This window comes from Sodalis sp. (in: enterobacteria), assembly GCF_047607725.1.
GTDB lineage: Bacteria > Pseudomonadota > Gammaproteobacteria > Enterobacterales > Enterobacteriaceae > JBLKSS01.
In genome coordinates, this window is the sequence record NZ_JBLKSS010000079.1 from 1 (window position 1) to 18,340 (window position 18,340).

Genomic DNA, 18,340 nt, shown 5'->3' on the forward strand with positions numbered 1-18,340 from the left:
ACTACGCAAAGAGCAAGGAGTAGCCAGCACAGGAAAAATAGACTAAAACTGAGTCAGAAGATGAGCGAACACGTGATCGAATATCACTGGAATGGGTGATCGGAAAATATCGGAATAACTGATCGGATGTCGCCGGAACAAATGATCGGATACGTCGGAATCTGCACCTGGGTCGAATTCATGCCGATGGCCCAGGCGGCTTCCCACTGCGCCTTGGGCACCGAGACGATGGCGCCGCGGATTATCTCCGAGCTGTAAGCGCCGACGCTCAAGGTGAAACCAATCAGGGCCGCCGGGAAGGCGTCCAGGGTGACGCCGGCGCTGGGCAAACCATAGAAAATCAAAAACAGCTGCACCAGCAGCGGTGTTCCCCGGATAACCCAAACATAAAAATCAGCGATTTCTTTCAGCGGTTGCGGGCCATACAAACGAACCAGCGCCACCAGAAACCCCACCACCAGGCCGCCGACAAACGACAGCAGCTCCAGCGGCAGGGTAAACATCAGCCCGGCTGTAAACAAACGCCAAAAGGAGTCGTACATTAATTGCAGCCATGGCCGCATTGGTATGACTCCCGGAGAAATAAATTACTGAGAAACGTCCTGGCCGAAATAGCGCAGCGAAATAGTTTTATAGGTGCCGTCGGCCTTGATTTCATCCAGGGCTTTATTAATGGCGTCCACCAGGGCGGTTTGGTTCTTACGTACCAGAATGCCCGATGGCGCATTGGCAGGTTCAGAGGCGGCCACTTTCACTTTGGCGTTCGGCTGGTGTTTTTTGAAATCCAGGAACAACAAATTGTCATTAAGCGTGGCGGCCGCGCGTCCGGTAATAACCAGCCCCAGCGATTGCGTAAAGCCGTCGGTCGGCACGATATCGGCGCCGTATTTGCTGGCCAACTGCGAATAATTACTGGTCAGACTTTGCGCGGCTTTTTGGCCTTTCAGGTCGCTGAAGTTTTTAATCGTCGTATTGTCGTCGCGGGTAATCAACACCACTTTTGAATCGACATAAGGTTTGGAGAAATCATATTTCGCCTGACGTTCCGGCGTGATGCCCACCTGATTAATGACCGCATCATAACGTTTACCGTCCAGACCGGCGATAAGCCCATCCCAGCGCCCTTCGATAAACTTGGCCTTGACACCCAGCTTTTCGGCGACCGCACGGCCCAGATCCACGTCAAAGCCGACCAGTTTGTCGCTCTCATCGTGAAACGTATAAGGCGCATAAGTCCCCTCGGTGCCGAAGGTTATGGTGCCAGGCGGACTTAACTGCCGCCAATGCTAAACTATTTTACTTTCAGGTCTAAAGCATTTTATGTCATTAGTCATTGCGTTTGGTTATACAATCTACGTACGTTTGCAACTGTAGTGCATAGCGCTAAGCGTGACAAGGGCGCGGGCGGCGGCGGCTTCGATGGTGAAAGTTGGAATGCGGCGCCTATAAGCACCTATTGACAGCCAGGCCGCCCAGTCTGCACGATCGCAGTAAGCCACATCGGTTCAGGATAAAAATATGATAAACGACAGCGAACTCTATGCGCTTAGCGCGCGGCTGGGCGCGGCGCTTAAGCGGGACAATAAGTTTATTACCTGCGCCGAATCCTGCACCGGCGGCTGGGTGGCCAAGACCATTACCGACGTTTCCGGCAGCGCCGGCTGGTTTGAGCGCGGCTTTGTCACCTACGGCAATCAGGCGAAAACCGATTTGCTCGGTGTGCGCCCCCGGACCCTGGAACAGCACGGCGCGGTGAGCGATCCGGTGGTGCAGGAGATGGCCTGCGGCGCGCTCCGCGCCGCGTCTGCCGACTACGCGGTGGCGATAAGCGGTATCGCCGGCCCCGACGGCGGCACGATTGAAAAACCGGTGGGTACGGTCTGGTTCGGTTTCGCCGCCGCGCAGAGCGATCCCTTTTCCCAGCTTATTCATTTCGAGGGCGACAGGGACGCGGTGCGCCGTCAGGCGGTGCATTTCGCGCTAACCACGTTGCTTGCGGCATTTCTCTAAAATTCGCTTGATACTGTACATTAATATAGCATAATTATCACTCAGTACCGCCGGTACATATCGTTGGCGAAAGAGGGTGGCGATGTCGCTCCCCGCTTGATAGGAGTTGAAATGGCTATTGATGAGAATAAACAAAAGGTGTTAGCGGCAGCACTGGGCCAAATTGAAAAGCAATTCGGCAAGGGCTCGATCATGCGCCTGGGTGAAGATCGCTCCATGGATGTTGAAACGATCTCCACAGGTTCTCTGTCTCTGGATATCGCGTTGGGCGCCGGTGGGCCGCCCATGGGCCGTATCGTTGAAATCTACGGCCCGGAATCATCGGGTAAAACCACCCTGACCCTGCAGGTCATCGCCGCGGCGCAGCGCGAAGGCAAAACCTGCGCCTTTATCGATCGATACCGAGCACACCCTGGAGGACCCCATCTACGCCAAAAAGCTGGGCGTCGACATCGATAATCTGCTGTGCTCCCAGTCGGACACCGGCGAACAGGCGCTGGAAATCTGCGACGCCCTGACCCGCTCCGGCGCCGTAGACGTCATCATCGTCGACTCCGTGGCGGCCCTGACGCCGAAAGCGGAAATCGAGGGTGAGATTGGCGATTCCCATATGGGGCTGTCCGCCCGTATGATGAGCCAGGCGATGCGGAAGCTGGCGGGTAATTTGAAAAACGCCAATACGCTGCTGATTTTCATCAACCAGATCCGCATGAAGATCGGCGTCATGTTCGGTAACCCGGAGACCACGACCGGCGGTAACGCGCTTAAGTTTTACGCATCGGTTCGTCTGGATATCCGCCGTATCGGCTCGGTGAAAGAAGGCGATGTGGTGGTGGGCAGCGAAACCCGCGTCAAAGTCGTGAAGAACAAAGTCGCCGCGCCGTTCAAACAGGCCGAATTCCAGATCATGTACGGCGAAGGCATCAACATTCGCGGTGAGCTGGTCGATCTGGGCGTCAAGCACAAGCTGATAGAGAAAGCGGGCGCCTGATACAGCTATAACGGCGAGAAGATCGGCCAGGGCAAGGCCAATGCCTGCACCTTTCTGAAGGACCATCCCTAACTGGCGGCGGAGCTGGATAAGAAGCTGCGCGACATGCTGCTGCACAGCGCCGACGGCAACAGCCTGGTCAGCGACGTGGAAAGCGAGGATGAAAGCGCCAGCGAGAGCAATGAAGAGTTTTAACCGACAGGCGGTGAAGACGGCGCCGCCGCCGGCTACGGCGCGCGGTCGCTAACGCGGTGGCCTCCTTACTCGACCGGGCTTTGGGGCTGCTGTCCCGCCGCGATCATAGCGAAGCCGAACTGCGGCGTAAGCTGGCGGTACCGCCGGTTGCGCGCCGTCGCTTTCGCGAGCGCGCCGATGTGCAACCCGCGCCCGCGGTAAGCCAGGACGAGATCGACCAGGCGATCGCTTACTGTCATGACCACGACTGGCTTGACTATGGGCGTTTCGCCCGGCGCAGGCGTTCGCCGTGGCGGTGAAAAAGTTCGGGCAGCTGCTGCCGGCCGAGCCGCAGACCAAAATCAAAGTGCAGCGTTATCTACTCTCCCGCGGCTTTTCCTTCGACGAAATCCGGTCTATTTATACAAATTTATAAATAGATGGCGGGCGGGATTTTACTTCGCACCAAAGAAAATTTATCTTATTCCCACTTTTTACGATCCTGAACGCTACTGCAGCGCCTTACTACTGCGCTATTCTGTTCACGATTCGATCTTTTTTGCATGATTCCGGGACAACTATGAGCAAGAGCACCGCTGAGATCCGTCAGGCGTTTCTCGATTTTTTCCATAGCAAGGGACATCAGGTGGTGGCAAGCAGCTCACTGGTGCCTGATAACGATCCAACATTGCTGTTCACCAACGCCGGCATGAACCAGTTCAAGGATGTGTTCCTGGGCCTGGATAACCGTTCCTACCGGCGCACCACCACATCGCAGCGCTGCGTGAGGGCGGGCGGCAAGCACAACGATTTGGAAAACGTCGGCTACACGGCGCGCCACCACACTTTTTTTGAGATGCTGGGGAATTTCAGCTTCGGCGACTATTTCAAACATGATGCTATCCGGTTCGCCTGGGAACTGTTGACCGGTGAACAATGGTTCAACCTGCCTAAAGAGAAGCTGTGGGTGACGGTGTATGCCACCGATGATGAAGCCTATAACATCTGGGCCAGCGAGGTGGGAGTACCCGCCGAGCGCATCATCCGTATCGGCGATAATAAAGGTAGCGCCTATGCCTCCGATAATTTCTGGCAAATGGGCGACACCGGTCCCTGTGGTCCCTGCTCGGAAATCTTTTATGATCACGGCGAGCATATCTGGGGCGGCCCGCCGGGAAGCACGGAGGAAGACGGCGACCGCTACATCGAGATCTGGAACCTGGTGTTCATGCAATTTAACCGCCAGGCCGATGGCACCCTGTTGCCGTTGCCGAAACCCTCGGTGGATACCGGCATGGGGCTGGAGCGTATTGCCGCGGTATTGCAACATGTCAACTCGAACTATGATATCGACCTGTTCAAGAAACTTATCGCCGCCGCGGCCCAGGCAACCGGCGCCAGCGATCCCGACAGCAAATCGCTGCGTGTTATCGCCGACCACATTCGCTCTTGCTCGTTCCTGGTCAGCGACGGCGTCGTGCCGTCCAACGAGGGCCGGGGCTATGTCCTGCGCCGTATCATCCGCCGCGCGATTCGTCACGGCAACATGCTGGGCGCCAGCGACACCTTTTTCTATAAGCTGGTCGCGCCGCTCATCGAGGTGATGGGCAGCGCCGCGAGCCAGCTGCAGCCGCAACAGGCGATGGTGGATCAGGTGCTGCGCGCCGAGGAAGAGCAGTTCGCCCGCACGCTGGAGCGCGGCCTGACGCTGCTGGACGAAGAGTTGGCCAAACTGACTGGCGACACCCTCGATGGCGAAACCGCTTTCCGCCTGTATGATACTTATGGTTTCCCGCTGGATTTGACCGCCGATGTCTGCCGGGAACGCAACCTGCGCGTCGACGAGTCGGGCTTTGAACGCGCCATGGAGGCGCAGCGCAAACGCGCGCGCGAGTCGAGCGGTTTCGGTGCCGACTACAACAGCCTGCAGCGCGTGGACGAAACCACCCGTTTCTTTGGCTATGAACAGCTTGCGCATCAGGGACGGGTGACCGCGCTGTTCCGCGATGGCCAGCCGGTAGAGGTCATCCGTCAGGGTGAAGAGGCGGTGGTGGTGCTTGACGAAACGCCGTTCTATGGCGAATCGGGCGGACAGGTGGGCGACCGGGGCGAATTAAAAGCGGCTTCCGGGGTGTTCGAGGTAGCGGATACGCAGAAATACGGCAAAGCGTTTGGCCACCTGGGCAAGCTCAGCTACGGTGAACTGAAATTGGGCACGCAGGTCGCGGCGCAGGTAGATAGCGTGCGCCGCGAGCGCATCCGCCTGAATCATTCGGCCACTCATTTGCTGCATGCGGCGTTGCGTCAGGTGCTTGGTGAACATGTCAGGCAGAAGGGGTCGCTGGTGAACGATCACTACCTGCGTTTCGATTTCTCCCATAATGAAGCCATGAAGCCCGAACAGATCCGTCGGGTGGAAGATATCGTTAATGAGCAGATCCGCCGCAACCTGCCTATCCAGACGGAGATTATGGCGCTGGAGGACGCCCGCAATAAAGGGGCCATGGCGCTGTTCGGTGAAAAATACGAGGCGCAGGTCAGGGTGCTGAGCATGGGGGATTTTTCTACCGAACTGTGTGGCGGGACCCACGCCAGCCGTACCGGCGATATTGGCCTGTTCCGCATCACTTCGGAATCCGGCACCGCCGCCGGTATCCGCCGTATCGAAACGGTCACCGGCGAAGGGGCGCTGGCGTCGCTTCATCAGCAGAGCGATTTGGTGCATCATATTGCTCAGTTGGTGAAAGGCGATAGTCAAACGCTGGTGGATAAAGTACGGGCGCTGCAGGAGCGTTCTCGCCAGTTGGAAAAAGATCTCCAGCGATTGAAAAACCAGCAGGCCGCGCAGGAAAGCGCATCGCTCGGCCGTAACGTGCGCGACATCAACGGCGTCAAGGTCCTGGTGAGTCAACTGGACAATGTCGAGTCGAAAATGCTGCGCACCATGGTGGACGATCTGAAAAACCAATTGGGGTCGGCAGTCATCGTCCTCGCCACGGCGGCGGAGGGTAAAGTCAGCCTGATAGCCGGCGTGACCAAGGATTTGACCGATCGGATCAAAGCGGGTGACATTGTTGGTCACCTCGCGCAGCAGGTGGGGGGTAAAGGCGGCGGACGCCCCGATCTGGCGCAAGCGGGCGGCAGCCATATCGCCGCTTTGCCGGCCGCGCTGGCAAGCTTAGATGCGATGCTGGCCGCAAAACTCTGAGTAGAATAAGAATACGTTATAATAAACACCCTAACTTTCTGTTAAGTTAGGGTGTTTCAATACATACTCTTCCGGGAAACAAAAGTTAGGCGCGAAGCTGGTCATATCGACTAAACTTATACCAGATATGGAAAGCGCCCGGCCGGCCGGCGTGTGTCGCATGTATGCTACACGGCTTACGCTTTCACGGTATATGATGGATAATGGCGGGAAACTGAGAGACCCGACTCTTTTAATCTTTCAAGGAGCAAAGAATGCTTATTCTGACTCGTCGAGTTGGTGAAACCCTCATGATAGGCGATGAGGTTACGGTTACTGTTTTAGGCGTCAAAGGCAACCAAGTCCGTATCGGTGTTAATGCTCCTAAAGAAGTTTCTGTGCACCGCGAAGAAATATACCAGCGTATCCAGGCTGAGAAGTCGCAACAGACTCCTTACTGATCCCTTTTCAGCGCCTTGCCCCGTGCGAGGCGCAGCCCCGTGATAACCCCGTTATCAGCGCCTTTCTATTTCTCGAGCTTGTTTCCTCTCCTTTCCAAAAATCGCCAAGAGACGGTTATTTTACCGCTATTTAGCTGCTAATCTGCGCAAGTTGCATGGGAATTGTGCAATCGCTTCCCGGTGGGCAAAAAAGGGTTTGACTTATCAAGCCCAGAAAGTAATATGTGCGCCACACAGCGCCGATGAGCTTCAACAGCGGCGCGTAGGTGAGGTGGCCGAGAGGCTGAAGGCGCTCCCCTGCTAAGGGAGTATACGGTCAAAAGCTGTATCGAGGGTTCGAATCCCTCCCTCACCGCCATTTACAATGCATCCGTAGCTCAGCTGGATAGAGTACTCGGCTACGAACCGAGCGGTCGGGGGTTCGAATCCTCCCGGATGCACCATTAACTGACTTGGTGGCAGAGTCAGGGGCCTGGCGGATACACTTGCCGGACCGGTAAATGTCGGACAGTCCAAAGAAAAGCACGTCGCACATGACGTCATAATAATAATTACATGCATCCGTAGCTCAGCTGGATAGAGTACTCGGCTACGAACCGAGCGGTCGGAGGTTCGAATCCTCCCGCATTCCTGACGCCGTAATTTGCTGATTTTGCTAATTTTTTTGTGGTTAACCTTTAAATCAGTTTTTTTCTTCACCGTTTTGCGTTTCCTCCCTTGCTTAGTTTGCGGCTCCATCATTATCACCATGGTTATCCCTGCCGTATCGCCTTATTGATGGCGATCGCCATCCTTGCTGCTTCCCTCGCGGCTTCTAGCATTTTCGCCGTCGCCCCCTCTCGTATCTTCCTCTCAGCGTCTCTCTTTGTCCCTCACCGCGTCGGCGTTTCTCTCTGTGTGCTTTTAACGGCGTCGGTGTTCCCAACCCCTGCCGTTAAGTGACCTAGATGTTTCACCGCGCCGTATCCGCCCTTAGTCCGGTGAACGACTTCTTTTCGGTTGAGACCGTTCAGCCATCCCGCATCCTTTTCGCCTGTCTCGCCTGGGTAAGCACCTGCCGCGACGCGCCATTCCAAACCACGAGGCACATCCGGCGCCAACAGAATCAGCGACAATGTTACGAGATTGCGCTAAAGTAAACGCTTATTTTACAGCTTCAGGTGAGCAACGATGTACGATCAGTACCAAGGATTGATCTTCGATATGGATGGCACGCTGCTTGATACGGAACCGACGCACCGCAAAGCCTGGCGCCTTACGGGATGCAGTTCGACGAGGCGGCCGTGGTCTCGTTAAACGGATCGCCGACCTGGCATATTGCGAAAATGATCATTGAGAGTCATCAATCGTCCATCGATCCCCATCAGTTGGCCCGTGAAAAAACCGCGGCGCTGCAAACATTCTCTTTGACGATGTGACCGCGCTGCCCCTTATCGACGTCGTCAAGCGCTACCATGGTAAACGTCCGATGGCGGGTGGGCACCGGCAGTGAACATGCGATGGCGGAGGCCCTGTTGCGCCATCTCGGGCTGCTGCACTATTTCGACGCCATCGTTGGCGCCGATGACGTTACCCGTCATAAACCCGATCCGCAAACTTTCCTGCGCTGCGCGGAGCTGATCGGTGTCCCGCCCGAATCCTGCGTGGTTTTTGAGGACGCCGACTTTGGTATTATGTTTGTGGATGTTCGGGCATTGAGCGCGTGACGTTAACCAACCATGGCCTTGAACGAGCAGGAACTCTTATGCTAAGCCTAAACACTGTCAACTGCGGGAGGTCAATTTGATCCCGGATGTATCAAACGCGCTTTCCTGGCTGGAAGCCAACCCTCAAGCACTGAAGGGCATTCGTCGCGGCGTCGAGCGTGAAGGGCTGCGCATCAATGCCAACGGGAGCCTGGCGCAGACCCCCCATCCCGAATCCCTCGGCTCGGCGCTGACCCATAAGTGGATCACAACCGATTTCGCCGAGGCGCTGCTGGAGTTTATTACGCCGGTCGACGACGATATCGGCCATATGCTGACGCTGTTGCGCGATATTCATCGTTATGTCGCTCGCCACCTGGGAGATGAACGCCTGTGGCCGATGAGTATGCCGTGTTTCATCGACGGCGCTCAGCCCATCGAATTGGCGCAATACGGCAGTTCTAACATCGGGCGTATAAAGACGCTGTACCGCGAAGGATTAAAGAATCGCTACAGCGCCCTGATGCAGGTGATAGCCGGCGTGCATTACAATTTTTCTCTGCCGCTGGCCTTCTGGCAGGCCTACGCCGGAATTAGCGACGAGGTAAGCGGCAAGGAGGCGGTCTCCACCGGCTGCCTGCGGCTTATCCGTAATTATTATCGATTCGGCTGGATTATCCCTTATTTGTTTGGCGCCTCGCCGGGCATCTGTCCGTCTTTCCTCAACGGCCGCACAACCGATCTGCCGTTTGAGCACGCGCCGTCGGGGCTGATTTACCTGCCCTACGCCACCTCGTTGCGCTTGAGCGATTTAGGGTACACCAATAAGTCGCAAAGTCAGCTGGGCATTACCTTCAACCATTTGGATGAGTATGTCCGCGGTCTGAAACAGGTGACTAAAACGCCCTCCGCCGACTACCAGCGCATGGGGTTGCAACGGGACGGCCGTTATCTGCAGCTGAATACCAATGTGTTGCAAATTGAAAACGAACTGTATGCGCCGATACGGCCCAAGCGGGTGACGCGAGACGACGAATCCCCGTCCGACGCGCTGATGCGCGGCGGCATCGAGTATGTGGAAGTGCGCTCATTGGATATCAACCCCTTCTCGCCGGTGGGCGTTGATGAAGAGCAGGCGCGCTTTCTGGATCTTTTCCTGATTTGGTGTACGCTGGCTGAAGCGCCGGAGATGAGCGCGGAAGAGTTACTCTGTACCCGCAGCAACTGGAATCGGGTGATCCTTGAAGGGCGCAAGCCCGGCCTGATGCTCGGTATTGACTGCGGCAGTACCGAGCAGCCGCTGACCACCCTCGGCAAATCGCTGTTTAGCGATCTGCGGCGCGTGGCCGAAACCCTCGACAGCAATAATGGCGACACGCACTACCAGCAGGTGTGCGATAAACTGGTGGCGGGTTTCGATTATCCCGAGCTTACGCTTTCCGCCCGTTTTCTGGATCAATTGATAGAGCACGGTATTGGCGGGCTGGGGCTGATATTGGCCAACGATTATCGCCAAACGCTGCGCGATGAGCCGTTAGAGGTGCTAAGGGAGGCCCAGCTTGATGATGAGCGGATACGTTCCTGGCAGCTGCAGCGTGCTCTGGAAGCGGCGGATAGCCTGAGTTTCGATGAATTTTTGGCGAGCCAGTACGGGCGCTGAAAAAAGAAAAGGCCACAGAAACTGTGGCCAAATTAACATTCCTGTTAACAGGGATGATGATAACAAAGTGCGCGTCATTGTCATTCATATGTTATGACCCACGGCGGGGAAAAAGGTTTCCTTACATTCGCAAAAAAAATAAATTATTTTTAAAGGAGGTGACATCATGCCACTTTTGGATAGCTTTACCGTAGACCATACCCGTATGGCAGCGCCTGCGGTCCGTGTTGCGAAAACCATGAAGACACCTCATGGCGATACTATCACCGTCTTTGATCTGCGTTTCTGCCGGCCAAACCTGGAAGTGATGCCGGAGCGGGGCATTCATACGCTGGAGCATTTATTTGCTGGCTTTATGCGCAACCATTTGAACGTGGAAGGCGTCGAAATCGTAGACATCTCTCCGATGGGCTGTCGTACCGGTTTCTATATGAGCCTTATCGGCGCGCCGGATGAGCAGCGTGTGGCTGATGCCTGGAAAGCGGCGATGGCGGATGTGCTGAAGGTTAAAGACCAGAAGCAGATCCCCGAATTGAACGAGTATCAGTGTGGCACGTATCAAATGCATTCGCTCAAGGAAGCGCAAGATATCGCGCAACATATTCTGGATAATGCTATCCGCGTTAATCAGAACGACGAACTGGCGCTGCCGAAAGAAAAGCTGGCGGAGCTGCATATCTAGTTTGGCGCGGATCGCGCGGCTTGCCGTCGGCCTGCGGGCAACCGCACCGCCAGCGCCGCGGATATCCGTTGCGGGTTCGGCCGCGATAGCGGCCGGCAGCTGCTTTTAAGTCAGACAGCCTAAGATTAAGGCTCACCCTAGGGTGAGCCTTTTTAGTTAATGCATGAAGGAGATTATAAACCCAACCCCGCCGTCAGCAACGGTCGGATGGCCCACATGGCAGGTAAACGCGAGGCCTGTTGAGCGAAAGCCCGCCGGGCGCGACAGCCACGGCCAGCGGTCACGATAACCGCGACCGGCAGGGACGATAGCCTCGGTTGGCGGTCACGATAACCGCGGCTGGCAGGGTCAACAGCCTCGGTCGGAGATCACGATAACCGTGGCCAGGCAGGGACGATAGCCTTGGACCGCCGTACGCGATAGACTGCGATCCGCAGGAGAGACCTTTCGCCAGGCCCGGCCGCAATCGCCGTCGTGAAACGGCTTGTTTGAGCGGCGGCGTGCCCCGCGTGCGCGCTTAATTCCCGTCGACGCCTTGCTTTAACGGCTTTATGGGCGTGATGCACACCTGCTTTATCATATTGTCCTGCACATCAAGTATATCGATCTGATAGCTGCCGATATGCGTATGGGTGTTGGCCAGCGGAATATCTTCCAGCACTTCCAATAGCATACTGTTAATGGTGCGCGCTTCTTCCTCCGGTAACGACCAGTTAAACGCCTTGTTGAGCTCGCGGATACTGGCGCCGCCCTCGATAATCACCGAACCGTCGCTTTGCGGAATGACTTCCTCCGCCAGGCTGGGAGACATGGACGTGATGAAATCCCCCTCGATCTCCTCAAGAATATCCTCCACCGTCACCAGCCCCTGAATATCGCCGTACTCGTTGACGATAATGCCCACTTTTTCTTTATTGCGCTGGAACTTCACTAACTGGACATTGAGCGGGGTCCCTTCGGGCACATAATAAATCTCATCGGCGGCGCGCAGCAGATTCTCTTTGGTAAATTCCTGCTTTTCCGTCATCAGACGGTAGGCCTCGCGTACCCGCAGCATGCCGATAGCGTCATCAAGATTATCACGATACGGCCGTGGGGCGAGTGGGTCAGCTGACGAATAATGGAACGCCACTCATCGTTGACATTGATGCCGACGATCTCATTGCGCGGCACCATGATGTCGTTAACGGTCACCTTTTCCAAATCCAGCACGGAAATCAGCATGTCCTGGTTGCGGCGGGAAATCATCGAGCGGGATTCCGTCACGATGGTGCGCAGCTCTTTCTTGCTCAGCGCATCGCGCACATTGGAGGGGAGCCTGATGCCCATCAGCCGCATTAATACGCGAGTAATAAGATTAAGCAGCCACACGACGGGCAACATGAGTTTTTGCAGCGGCACCAGCAGCAGGCTGCTTGGAAACGCGATACGTTCCGGGTAGAGCGCCGCCACCGTTTTCGGCAGCACTTCAGCAAACAGCAGTACCACGAACGTCAATACCCCGGTGGCAATGGCGACGCCGAGATCGCCATAAAGACGCATACCGACGATGGTCGCCAGCGCGGACGCGAGAATATTGACCAGGTTATTGCCAATAAGCACCAGACTCAGCAGTCGGTCCGTACGCCGCAGCAATTTCTCTACGCGGCGTGCGCCGCGGTTACCCTGTTTTGCCTGATGACGCAAACGATAGCGGTTTAGCGTCATCATGCCGGTTTTGGAAGCGGAGAAATAGGCAGAAATCAATACCATGATAACCAGAATGATCAGCAGCGTACTGGTTGAAACATATTCCAAAGTGGGCTTTCCTTATCGGCGTCGCATTACGCCATCACGTTTTGCCAGATCCGGCTGCCGAAATAGGCCAGCGTCAATAACAGCACACCCAGCACGCTGAGCCACACCACCCGGCGACCGCGCCAGCCCTGTCGGTAATGACCCCATAGTATTACAATATAGACCAGCCAGGCGATGAAAGAGAGTATCGCCTTATGCCGGTTCTCGACGACGAACAGATCCCGCATGAAAAAAAGACCGGTGGCGAGCGTCAACGTTAACAGCACCACGCCGACCTGGGTGATGTGAAACATTTTGCGCTCGATGCCCATCAGCGGCGGCATGTCGGAATGGAAACTCAGTTTCTTGTTTTTCAGCAGGTAATCAAGCCACGTCAGCTGGAACGCGTACAGGGCGGCGATAATCAGCACCGCATAAGAAAATAGCGCCAGGCCGATATGGACCATCAGACCGGGAGTGGCTTCCAGATGGGTAATGAATTCCCCCGGCATCAGCGTAATAAACGCCACATGGATCATCGCGAAGATATAGACGATGGGCAGCAAAAACCAGCAACGATTGCGCGACGCCGCTACCGTCATGACCACGCAGATGATTAGGCTGATGAGCGAGCCCACGTTCAACAAGCTCAAATTCTGCCCCGCCTGCACGCCAAAGATGCGCTGCCAAATAAGCGCGCCGTGTCCCAGCATCGCCACCGCCGCCGACAGCAGGGCCAGCCGGCGATAAGCGCTATTGCGGCGTAGAATGCTGGGCAAGATCAGGCCGAGGCTCAAGGAATAGGCAATAAAGGCCAGAAGGGAAATCCAGGACATAGCAGCGTCATCGTCTGACTTAAATAAAAGAGGCGACCAGTATAGCCTTCAGCGCGCCATGCTCCAACCGTTGTCGTAAGGGGGGCAGCGATCCCGGCCTGCTTCGTGTTATACTGCCTGCCGCCAATAATGTCGCGCAAGCGGCCGGACGCCAGGTTGAGTAAAAACGATGTTTGATAATTTATCCGATCGATTATCGCGCACGTTGCGCAATATCAGCGGCAGAGGCCGCCTGACTGAAGACAATATCAAAGATACCCTGCGCGAAGTGCGCATGGCGCTGTTGGAAGCGGATGTGGCGCTTCCGGTAGTGCGGGACTTCATCAGCCGGGTCAAAGAGCGCGCGCTGGGGCAAGAAGTCAATAAAAGCCTGACGCCGGGGCAGGAATTCGTCAAGATCGTGCGCGCCGAGCTGGTGAACGCCATGGGCGCCGAAAACAACGCCCTGAATCTGGCGGCGCAGCCGCCGGCGGTGGTGCTGATGGCGGGCCTGCAGGGGGCCGGGAAAACCACAAGCGTCGGCAAGCTCGGCAAATATCTGCGCGAAAAACAAAAGAAAAAAGTGCTGGTGGTGTCTGCCGACGTTTATCGTCCGGCGGCTATCAAGCAGCTTGAAACGTTGGCGACCACGGCGGGCGTCGATTTTTTCCCGTCCGACGCCACGCAAAAACCGCTCGATATTGTCAATCAGGCGCTAAATCAGGCCAAGCTCAAATTTTATGATGTGCTGCTGGTGGACACCGCCGGCCGCCTGCATGTAGATGAAACGATGATGGTGGAAATCATCGCTATCCACGCCGCCATCAACCCGGTGGAAACGCTGTTTGTGGTGGATGCCATGACCGGCCAGGACGCCGCCAATACCGCCAAAGCCTTTAATCAGGCGCTGCCGCTGACCGGGGTCATCCTGACCAAGGTGGACGGCGATGCGCGCGGCGGCGCGGCGCTTTCCATCCGCCACATTACGGGCAAACCCATCAAATTCATGGGCGTCGGCGAGAAAACCGACGCGCTGGAGCCTTTTTATCCCGATCGTCTGGCCGGGCGGATACTCGGCATGGGTGATGTGCTGTCCCTTATCGAGGACATTGAAAGCAAGGTCGATCGCGCCCAGGCGGAGAAGCTGGCCCGCAAGCTGAAAAAAGGCGACGGTTTCGATTTGACCGACTTCCTGGATCAGCTCAAGCAGATGCGCAATATGGGCGGCATGGCCAGCATGATGAGCAAGCTGCCCGGTGTTGGCCAGTTGCCGGACAACGTCAAATCGCAGATGGACGATAAAGTCCTGGTGCGCATGGAGGCTATCATCAATTCCATGACCGCCAAAGAGCGCGTCAGCCCGGACGTCATCAAAGGCTCGCGTAAACGCCGTATCGCCGCCGGCTCCGGCATGCAGGTCCAGGACGTCAACCGCCTGCTGAAACAGTTCGACGACATGCAGCGCATGATGAATAAAATGAAAAAGGGCGGTATGGCGAAAATGATGCGCAACATGAAGGGCATGATGCCGCCCGGCTTCCCAGGTCGTTAACTATCGATTGCTTTTTACCCCGAAACGAGTAGAATTTTGGGGCTTTTTATACGGTAACCGGGCCCCGTTCCCCGACAGGGCCCGGTTGTTTTATTAACTAAAGAGGATGTTATGGTAACAATTCGTTTGGCACGTGGCGGCGCTAAAAAACGCCCGTTCTATCAAATCGTCGTGACCGACAGCCGAAATGCGCGCGACGGTCGCTTTATTGAACGTATTGGCTTTTTCAACCCGATCGCGACTGGTCAGGCTGAAGGTCTGCGTTTGGATCTGGATCGTATTGAACATTGGGTTGGCCAGGGCGCAACGGTTTCCGAACGCGTTTCCGCGCTGATCAAAGACGCGAAAAAAGCAGCATAACGCCTTTTGGTGGTGAAAATGAGCAAACAACTCCGTATCGCAGCACCGGTTGAGCCGGTAGTCGTGGGCAAGATGGGCTCGGCGTATGGCATTCGCGGTTGGCTCAGAGTGTTTTCATCCACTGAAGAAGCCGAAAGCATTTTTGATTACCAGCCCTGGTTCATCAAAAGGGCAGGTGAGTGGCAGCCGATCAGTCTGGAAAGCTGGAAGCGCCACAATCAGGACCTGATCATTAAGGTCAGGGACATCGAAGACCGGGAAGCGGCGACGCTTTTGACCAATTGCGAAATCGTCGTCGACGCGTCGCAATTGCCGGACCTCGACAGCGGCGGCGAATACTACTGGAAAGACCTCCTGGGGTGCCAGGTCGTCACCGTCGGCGGTTATCAGCTGGGCGAAGTCATTGATTTGATGGAAACCGGCTCGAACGATGTTCTGGTGGTGAAAGCCAACCTGAAAGATGCCTTTGGCATTCAGGAGCGGTTGATTCCGTTCCTCGACGGGCAGGTGATTAAGAATGTCGATCTCACGGCCCACGTCATTGAAGTTGACTGGGACCCGGGCTTTTGACCCCCGATTCTGAGGGTGGCGATAGCGGAAGCGGCGGGATGTGGATTGGTGTTATCAGCCTGTTTCCCGATATGTTCCGCGCCATTACCGATTACGGGGTGACCGGCCGGGCAGTGAAGAATGGCCTGCTGCGGGTGCAGTGCTGGAGCCCGCGTGAATTTACCCACGATCGGCATCGTACCGTGGACGATCGCCCTTACGGCGGCGGACCGGGTATGCTGATGATGGTGCAGCCCTTGCGGGATGCGATTTACGAGGCAAAAAACAAGGCAGGAGAAGGGGCGAAGGTGATCTATCTCTCCCCTGAGGGTCGTAAGCTCGATCAGCAAGGCGTGAGCGAGCTGGCCGCCAACCCAAAGATGATTTTGGTCTGTGGCCGTTACGAAGGTATTGATGAGCGTTTAATCGCCACCGAGATTGATGAAGAATGGTCAATGGGTGATTATGTGCTCAGCGGTGGTGAATTAGCGGCGATGGCGCTGATTGACTCGGTTTCCCGGTTTATCCCGGGCGTACTGGGGCATGAGGCCTCCGCGGCGGAGGACTCCTTCGCCGAAGGGCTGCTGGATTGCCCGCACTATACCCGTCCTGAGGTGTTGGCCGGCATGGAGGTTCCGCCAGTTCTGCTGTCGGGCAATCATGCTGAGATTCGGCGCTGGCGTCTGAAACAGTCTTTGGGCCGTACCTGGCTGAGAAGACCTGAACTTCTGGAAAGCCTAGCTCTGACTGACGAGCAAGCAACGTTGCTAACCGAATTTCAGCGAGAATATCGGGTAAGGCAACAAGATGATTAAAGGGATCGGCCTGCTGGCCGGTTAGCCTGAACTATCAGTTTACCTAGGGTAAGAGACCAAATTATGAGCAATATTATTAAGCAAATTGAACAAGAACAGATGAAGCAGGACGTACCGTCCTTCCGCCCGGGCGACTCGGTGGAAGTTAAGGTATGGGTTGTTGAAGGCAGCAAAAAACGTCTGCAGGCATTCGAGGGCGTGGTTATCGCTATTCGTAACCGCGGTCTGCATTCTGCATTCACTGTTCGCAAAATCTCCAACGGCGAAGGCGTTGAGCGCGTGTTCCAGATGCATTCTCCGGTCATCGACAGCATTACCGTGAAACGTCGTGGCGCCGTTCGTCAGGCCAAACTTTACTACCTGCGTGAACGTACCGGTAAGGCAGCACGTATTAGAGAGCGCTTGAACTAAGGTACGCTTTCGCAACATCCGAAAGTGTTTAGTTAGTCAAGGGTCAACTTATGGATTGACCCTTTTTTTTGGCGCAGTGGTGTAGGTTGTCATTTCACTGAACCATGGTACTCACAGCGCTAAACGCCATGAACAACTTGGTGGCGGGAAAAGCGCTAAGTTGTTTATCCATAGAGGGAATACATATAAAAATTTTATCGGCCACACGAAAAAAACGCGAGGAGGAATTGATTAAATAAAGTGCAAGCGCTGAGTAGCGTTAATTGACATCAAATTTGGGCAAATTAGGAATAATGATCCTAACTATAGGAGTTCTAATATGCCTGAAGTAAAACTACACGGTCACGTTGCGTCAATGAAAAAGATTTTCGAGAATCAATTGCCCAGGGACGTGGCAAAAGACACGCTTGGAAACGACCGCAACTCGATTAATTCTAACCTAATTTTTTCGTTTAGCCCACTAGAGAAAGAGGAAAGCAAGCGGCCAGTAAAGCAGCCCCTCATTGAATTTTCCGAACGCCGTGACACGCCATCGGTGTATGGTAAGAGGGAGGGACTCGAGGCATTTTACGACAAGCTGAAAGTTGTAGAAAAAAACTAGTCAATGGATGGAGCTCAGCATTTTCCGCAATAGGCGATAAACACGGCATTGCTGACGAAAGGCCAGCCGGAAATAAAAGACGTGTCGTCCACTTTCGGTAAAGTGGTGGCGCCTGAGGTCGCCTTTAGTGACCTGAATGTGTCAGAATGCGCCCAATTAATTAATGAGCTTACGGAGTATCAGCTTGGGGTAATTGATACGACAATACTGGCCTATAAACAACTTGAAATCCTTCACCCGATGGATAGAAAGGGGAAATCTGCCGGCGCCGAGAATAGCATCCATGACCATATTATTGCCAGCCGGGAACACTTGGCGGAATTGAAAATAGCGATGGAGTGCAAATTCAATGAAATTAAACAAGAGCGTAATGCCCACCCCGACGAGTTAATGGACGCAGGTAAGCTATGAAAAGAGATGCTGGCAATGCCCACCAGCGAATATCAGGTGATGGGCATTAAGCCGCAAGAAGCGTAAGCGCCCCGTGGAGGACGTCTTGAATTATTGGTGGGTTTGTTGTATGGCCCGGTAAGAATATGTTCCACTACGATGCCTAGTGAACCCGCATCCTATAAGGGACGGCTGTCAGATCATGGATAATCCGGCGATGA

At 55.2% G+C, this 18,340-nt stretch carries 13 protein-coding genes, 2 tRNA genes and 6 pseudogenes; 17 read left to right on the top strand and 4 right to left on the bottom strand.

From position 1 onward, the window contains the following. Positions 1 to 167: 167 nt before the first annotated feature. Positions 168 to 563: pseudogene (locus tag ACMX3H_RS07885) on the bottom strand (amino acid ABC transporter permease); the annotation flags it as partial. Positions 564 to 587: 24 nt separating this feature from the next. Further along, positions 588 to 1,284 (bottom strand): annotated as a pseudogene (locus ACMX3H_RS07890) (amino acid ABC transporter substrate-binding protein); the annotation flags it as partial. Positions 1,285 to 1,521: 237 nt separating this feature from the next. Here ACMX3H_RS07890 and pncC point away from each other — a divergent pair. The 10 genes and pseudogenes from pncC (at position 1,522) to luxS (ending at position 10,850) form a co-directional block, all read left to right on the top strand. Then, positions 1,522 to 2,010 (top strand): nicotinamide-nucleotide amidase, encoded by a 489-nt coding sequence (pncC, locus tag ACMX3H_RS07895; RefSeq protein ID WP_415210425.1) that lies wholly within the window; start codon positions 1,522 to 1,524, stop codon positions 2,008 to 2,010. Positions 2,011 to 2,121: 111 nt separating this feature from the next. Then, a pseudogene (gene recA, locus ACMX3H_RS07900) lies at positions 2,122 to 3,196 on the top strand (recombinase RecA). 56 nt (positions 3,197 to 3,252) lie between these two features. After that, positions 3,253 to 3,611: pseudogene (locus tag ACMX3H_RS07905) on the top strand (regulatory protein RecX). 144 nt (positions 3,612 to 3,755) lie between these two features. Further along, positions 3,756 to 6,383 (top strand): alanine--tRNA ligase, encoded by a 2,628-nt coding sequence (gene alaS, locus ACMX3H_RS07910; protein ID WP_415210415.1) that lies wholly within the window; start codon positions 3,756 to 3,758, stop codon positions 6,381 to 6,383. Between the two features lie 254 nt (positions 6,384 to 6,637). Then, the gene (csrA, locus tag ACMX3H_RS07915) at positions 6,638 to 6,823 is read left to right on the top strand and encodes a carbon storage regulator CsrA (protein WP_011410512.1); all 186 of its coding nucleotides are present in this window, start codon (positions 6,638 to 6,640) and stop codon (positions 6,821 to 6,823) included. Between the two features lie 265 nt (positions 6,824 to 7,088). Continuing rightward, positions 7,089 to 7,181 (top strand) — tRNA-Ser (locus tag ACMX3H_RS07920). 8 nt (positions 7,182 to 7,189) lie between these two features. Continuing rightward, a tRNA-Arg gene (locus ACMX3H_RS07925) sits at positions 7,190 to 7,266 on the top strand. Positions 7,267 to 7,993: 727 nt separating this feature from the next. Then, positions 7,994 to 8,529, top strand: a pseudogene (gene yqaB / locus ACMX3H_RS07930) (fructose-1-phosphate/6-phosphogluconate phosphatase). A gap of 76 nt (positions 8,530 to 8,605) precedes the next feature. Beyond that, a complete protein-coding gene (gene gshA / locus ACMX3H_RS07935) occupies positions 8,606 to 10,168 on the top strand; it encodes a glutamate--cysteine ligase (RefSeq protein ID WP_415210416.1) in 1,563 nt (520 codons plus the stop codon). A gap of 166 nt (positions 10,169 to 10,334) precedes the next feature. Further along, positions 10,335 to 10,850, top strand: coding sequence for an S-ribosylhomocysteine lyase (gene luxS, locus ACMX3H_RS07940; RefSeq protein WP_415210417.1), 516 nt, complete (start codon positions 10,335 to 10,337; stop codon positions 10,848 to 10,850). Positions 10,851 to 11,367: 517 nt separating this feature from the next. On the opposite strand, the pseudogene ACMX3H_RS07945 reads toward luxS, so the two are convergent. Then, positions 11,368 to 12,647, bottom strand: a pseudogene (locus ACMX3H_RS07945) (HlyC/CorC family transporter). A gap of 26 nt (positions 12,648 to 12,673) precedes the next feature. Further along, positions 12,674 to 13,462 carry an inner membrane protein YpjD gene (locus ACMX3H_RS07950; protein WP_415210418.1) on the bottom strand — a complete coding sequence of 263 codons (789 nt, stop codon included), beginning with the start codon at positions 13,460 to 13,462 and terminating at the stop codon, positions 12,674 to 12,676. Between the two features lie 169 nt (positions 13,463 to 13,631). Here ACMX3H_RS07950 and ffh point away from each other — a divergent pair, with 169 nt between their 5' ends. The 7 genes from ffh to ACMX3H_RS07985 all read left to right on the top strand — a co-directional run bounded on the left by ffh (position 13,632) and on the right by ACMX3H_RS07985 (position 18,140). Continuing rightward, positions 13,632 to 14,993 (top strand): signal recognition particle protein, encoded by a 1,362-nt coding sequence (gene ffh / locus ACMX3H_RS07955; RefSeq protein ID WP_415210419.1) that lies wholly within the window; start codon positions 13,632 to 13,634, stop codon positions 14,991 to 14,993. 111 nt (positions 14,994 to 15,104) lie between these two features. Continuing rightward, the gene (gene rpsP, locus ACMX3H_RS07960) at positions 15,105 to 15,353 is read left to right on the top strand and encodes a 30S ribosomal protein S16 (protein WP_011410519.1); all 249 of its coding nucleotides are present in this window, start codon (positions 15,105 to 15,107) and stop codon (positions 15,351 to 15,353) included. Between the two features lie 18 nt (positions 15,354 to 15,371). Then, entirely contained in the window at positions 15,372 to 15,923 is a 552-nt protein-coding gene (gene rimM / locus ACMX3H_RS07965) for a ribosome maturation factor RimM (RefSeq protein ID WP_415210420.1), read from the top strand. A 38-nt stretch (positions 15,924 to 15,961) separates the two neighbouring features. After that, the gene (trmD, locus tag ACMX3H_RS07970) at positions 15,962 to 16,717 is read left to right on the top strand and encodes a tRNA (guanosine(37)-N1)-methyltransferase TrmD (RefSeq protein ID WP_415210421.1); all 756 of its coding nucleotides are present in this window, start codon (positions 15,962 to 15,964) and stop codon (positions 16,715 to 16,717) included. 63 nt (positions 16,718 to 16,780) lie between these two features. Beyond that, complete coding sequence (rplS, locus tag ACMX3H_RS07975; RefSeq protein WP_415210422.1) at positions 16,781 to 17,128, top strand: 50S ribosomal protein L19; 348 nt, start codon at positions 16,781 to 16,783, stop codon at positions 17,126 to 17,128. Between the two features lie 319 nt (positions 17,129 to 17,447). Beyond that, on the top strand, positions 17,448 to 17,729 hold the full coding sequence (locus tag ACMX3H_RS07980; protein ID WP_415210423.1) for a hypothetical protein: 282 nt from the start codon (positions 17,448 to 17,450) through the stop codon (positions 17,727 to 17,729). Between the two features lie 48 nt (positions 17,730 to 17,777). Beyond that, positions 17,778 to 18,140 carry a hypothetical protein gene (locus ACMX3H_RS07985; protein WP_415210424.1) on the top strand — a complete coding sequence of 121 codons (363 nt, stop codon included), beginning with the start codon at positions 17,778 to 17,780 and terminating at the stop codon, positions 18,138 to 18,140. Positions 18,141 to 18,340 lie beyond the last annotated feature (200 nt).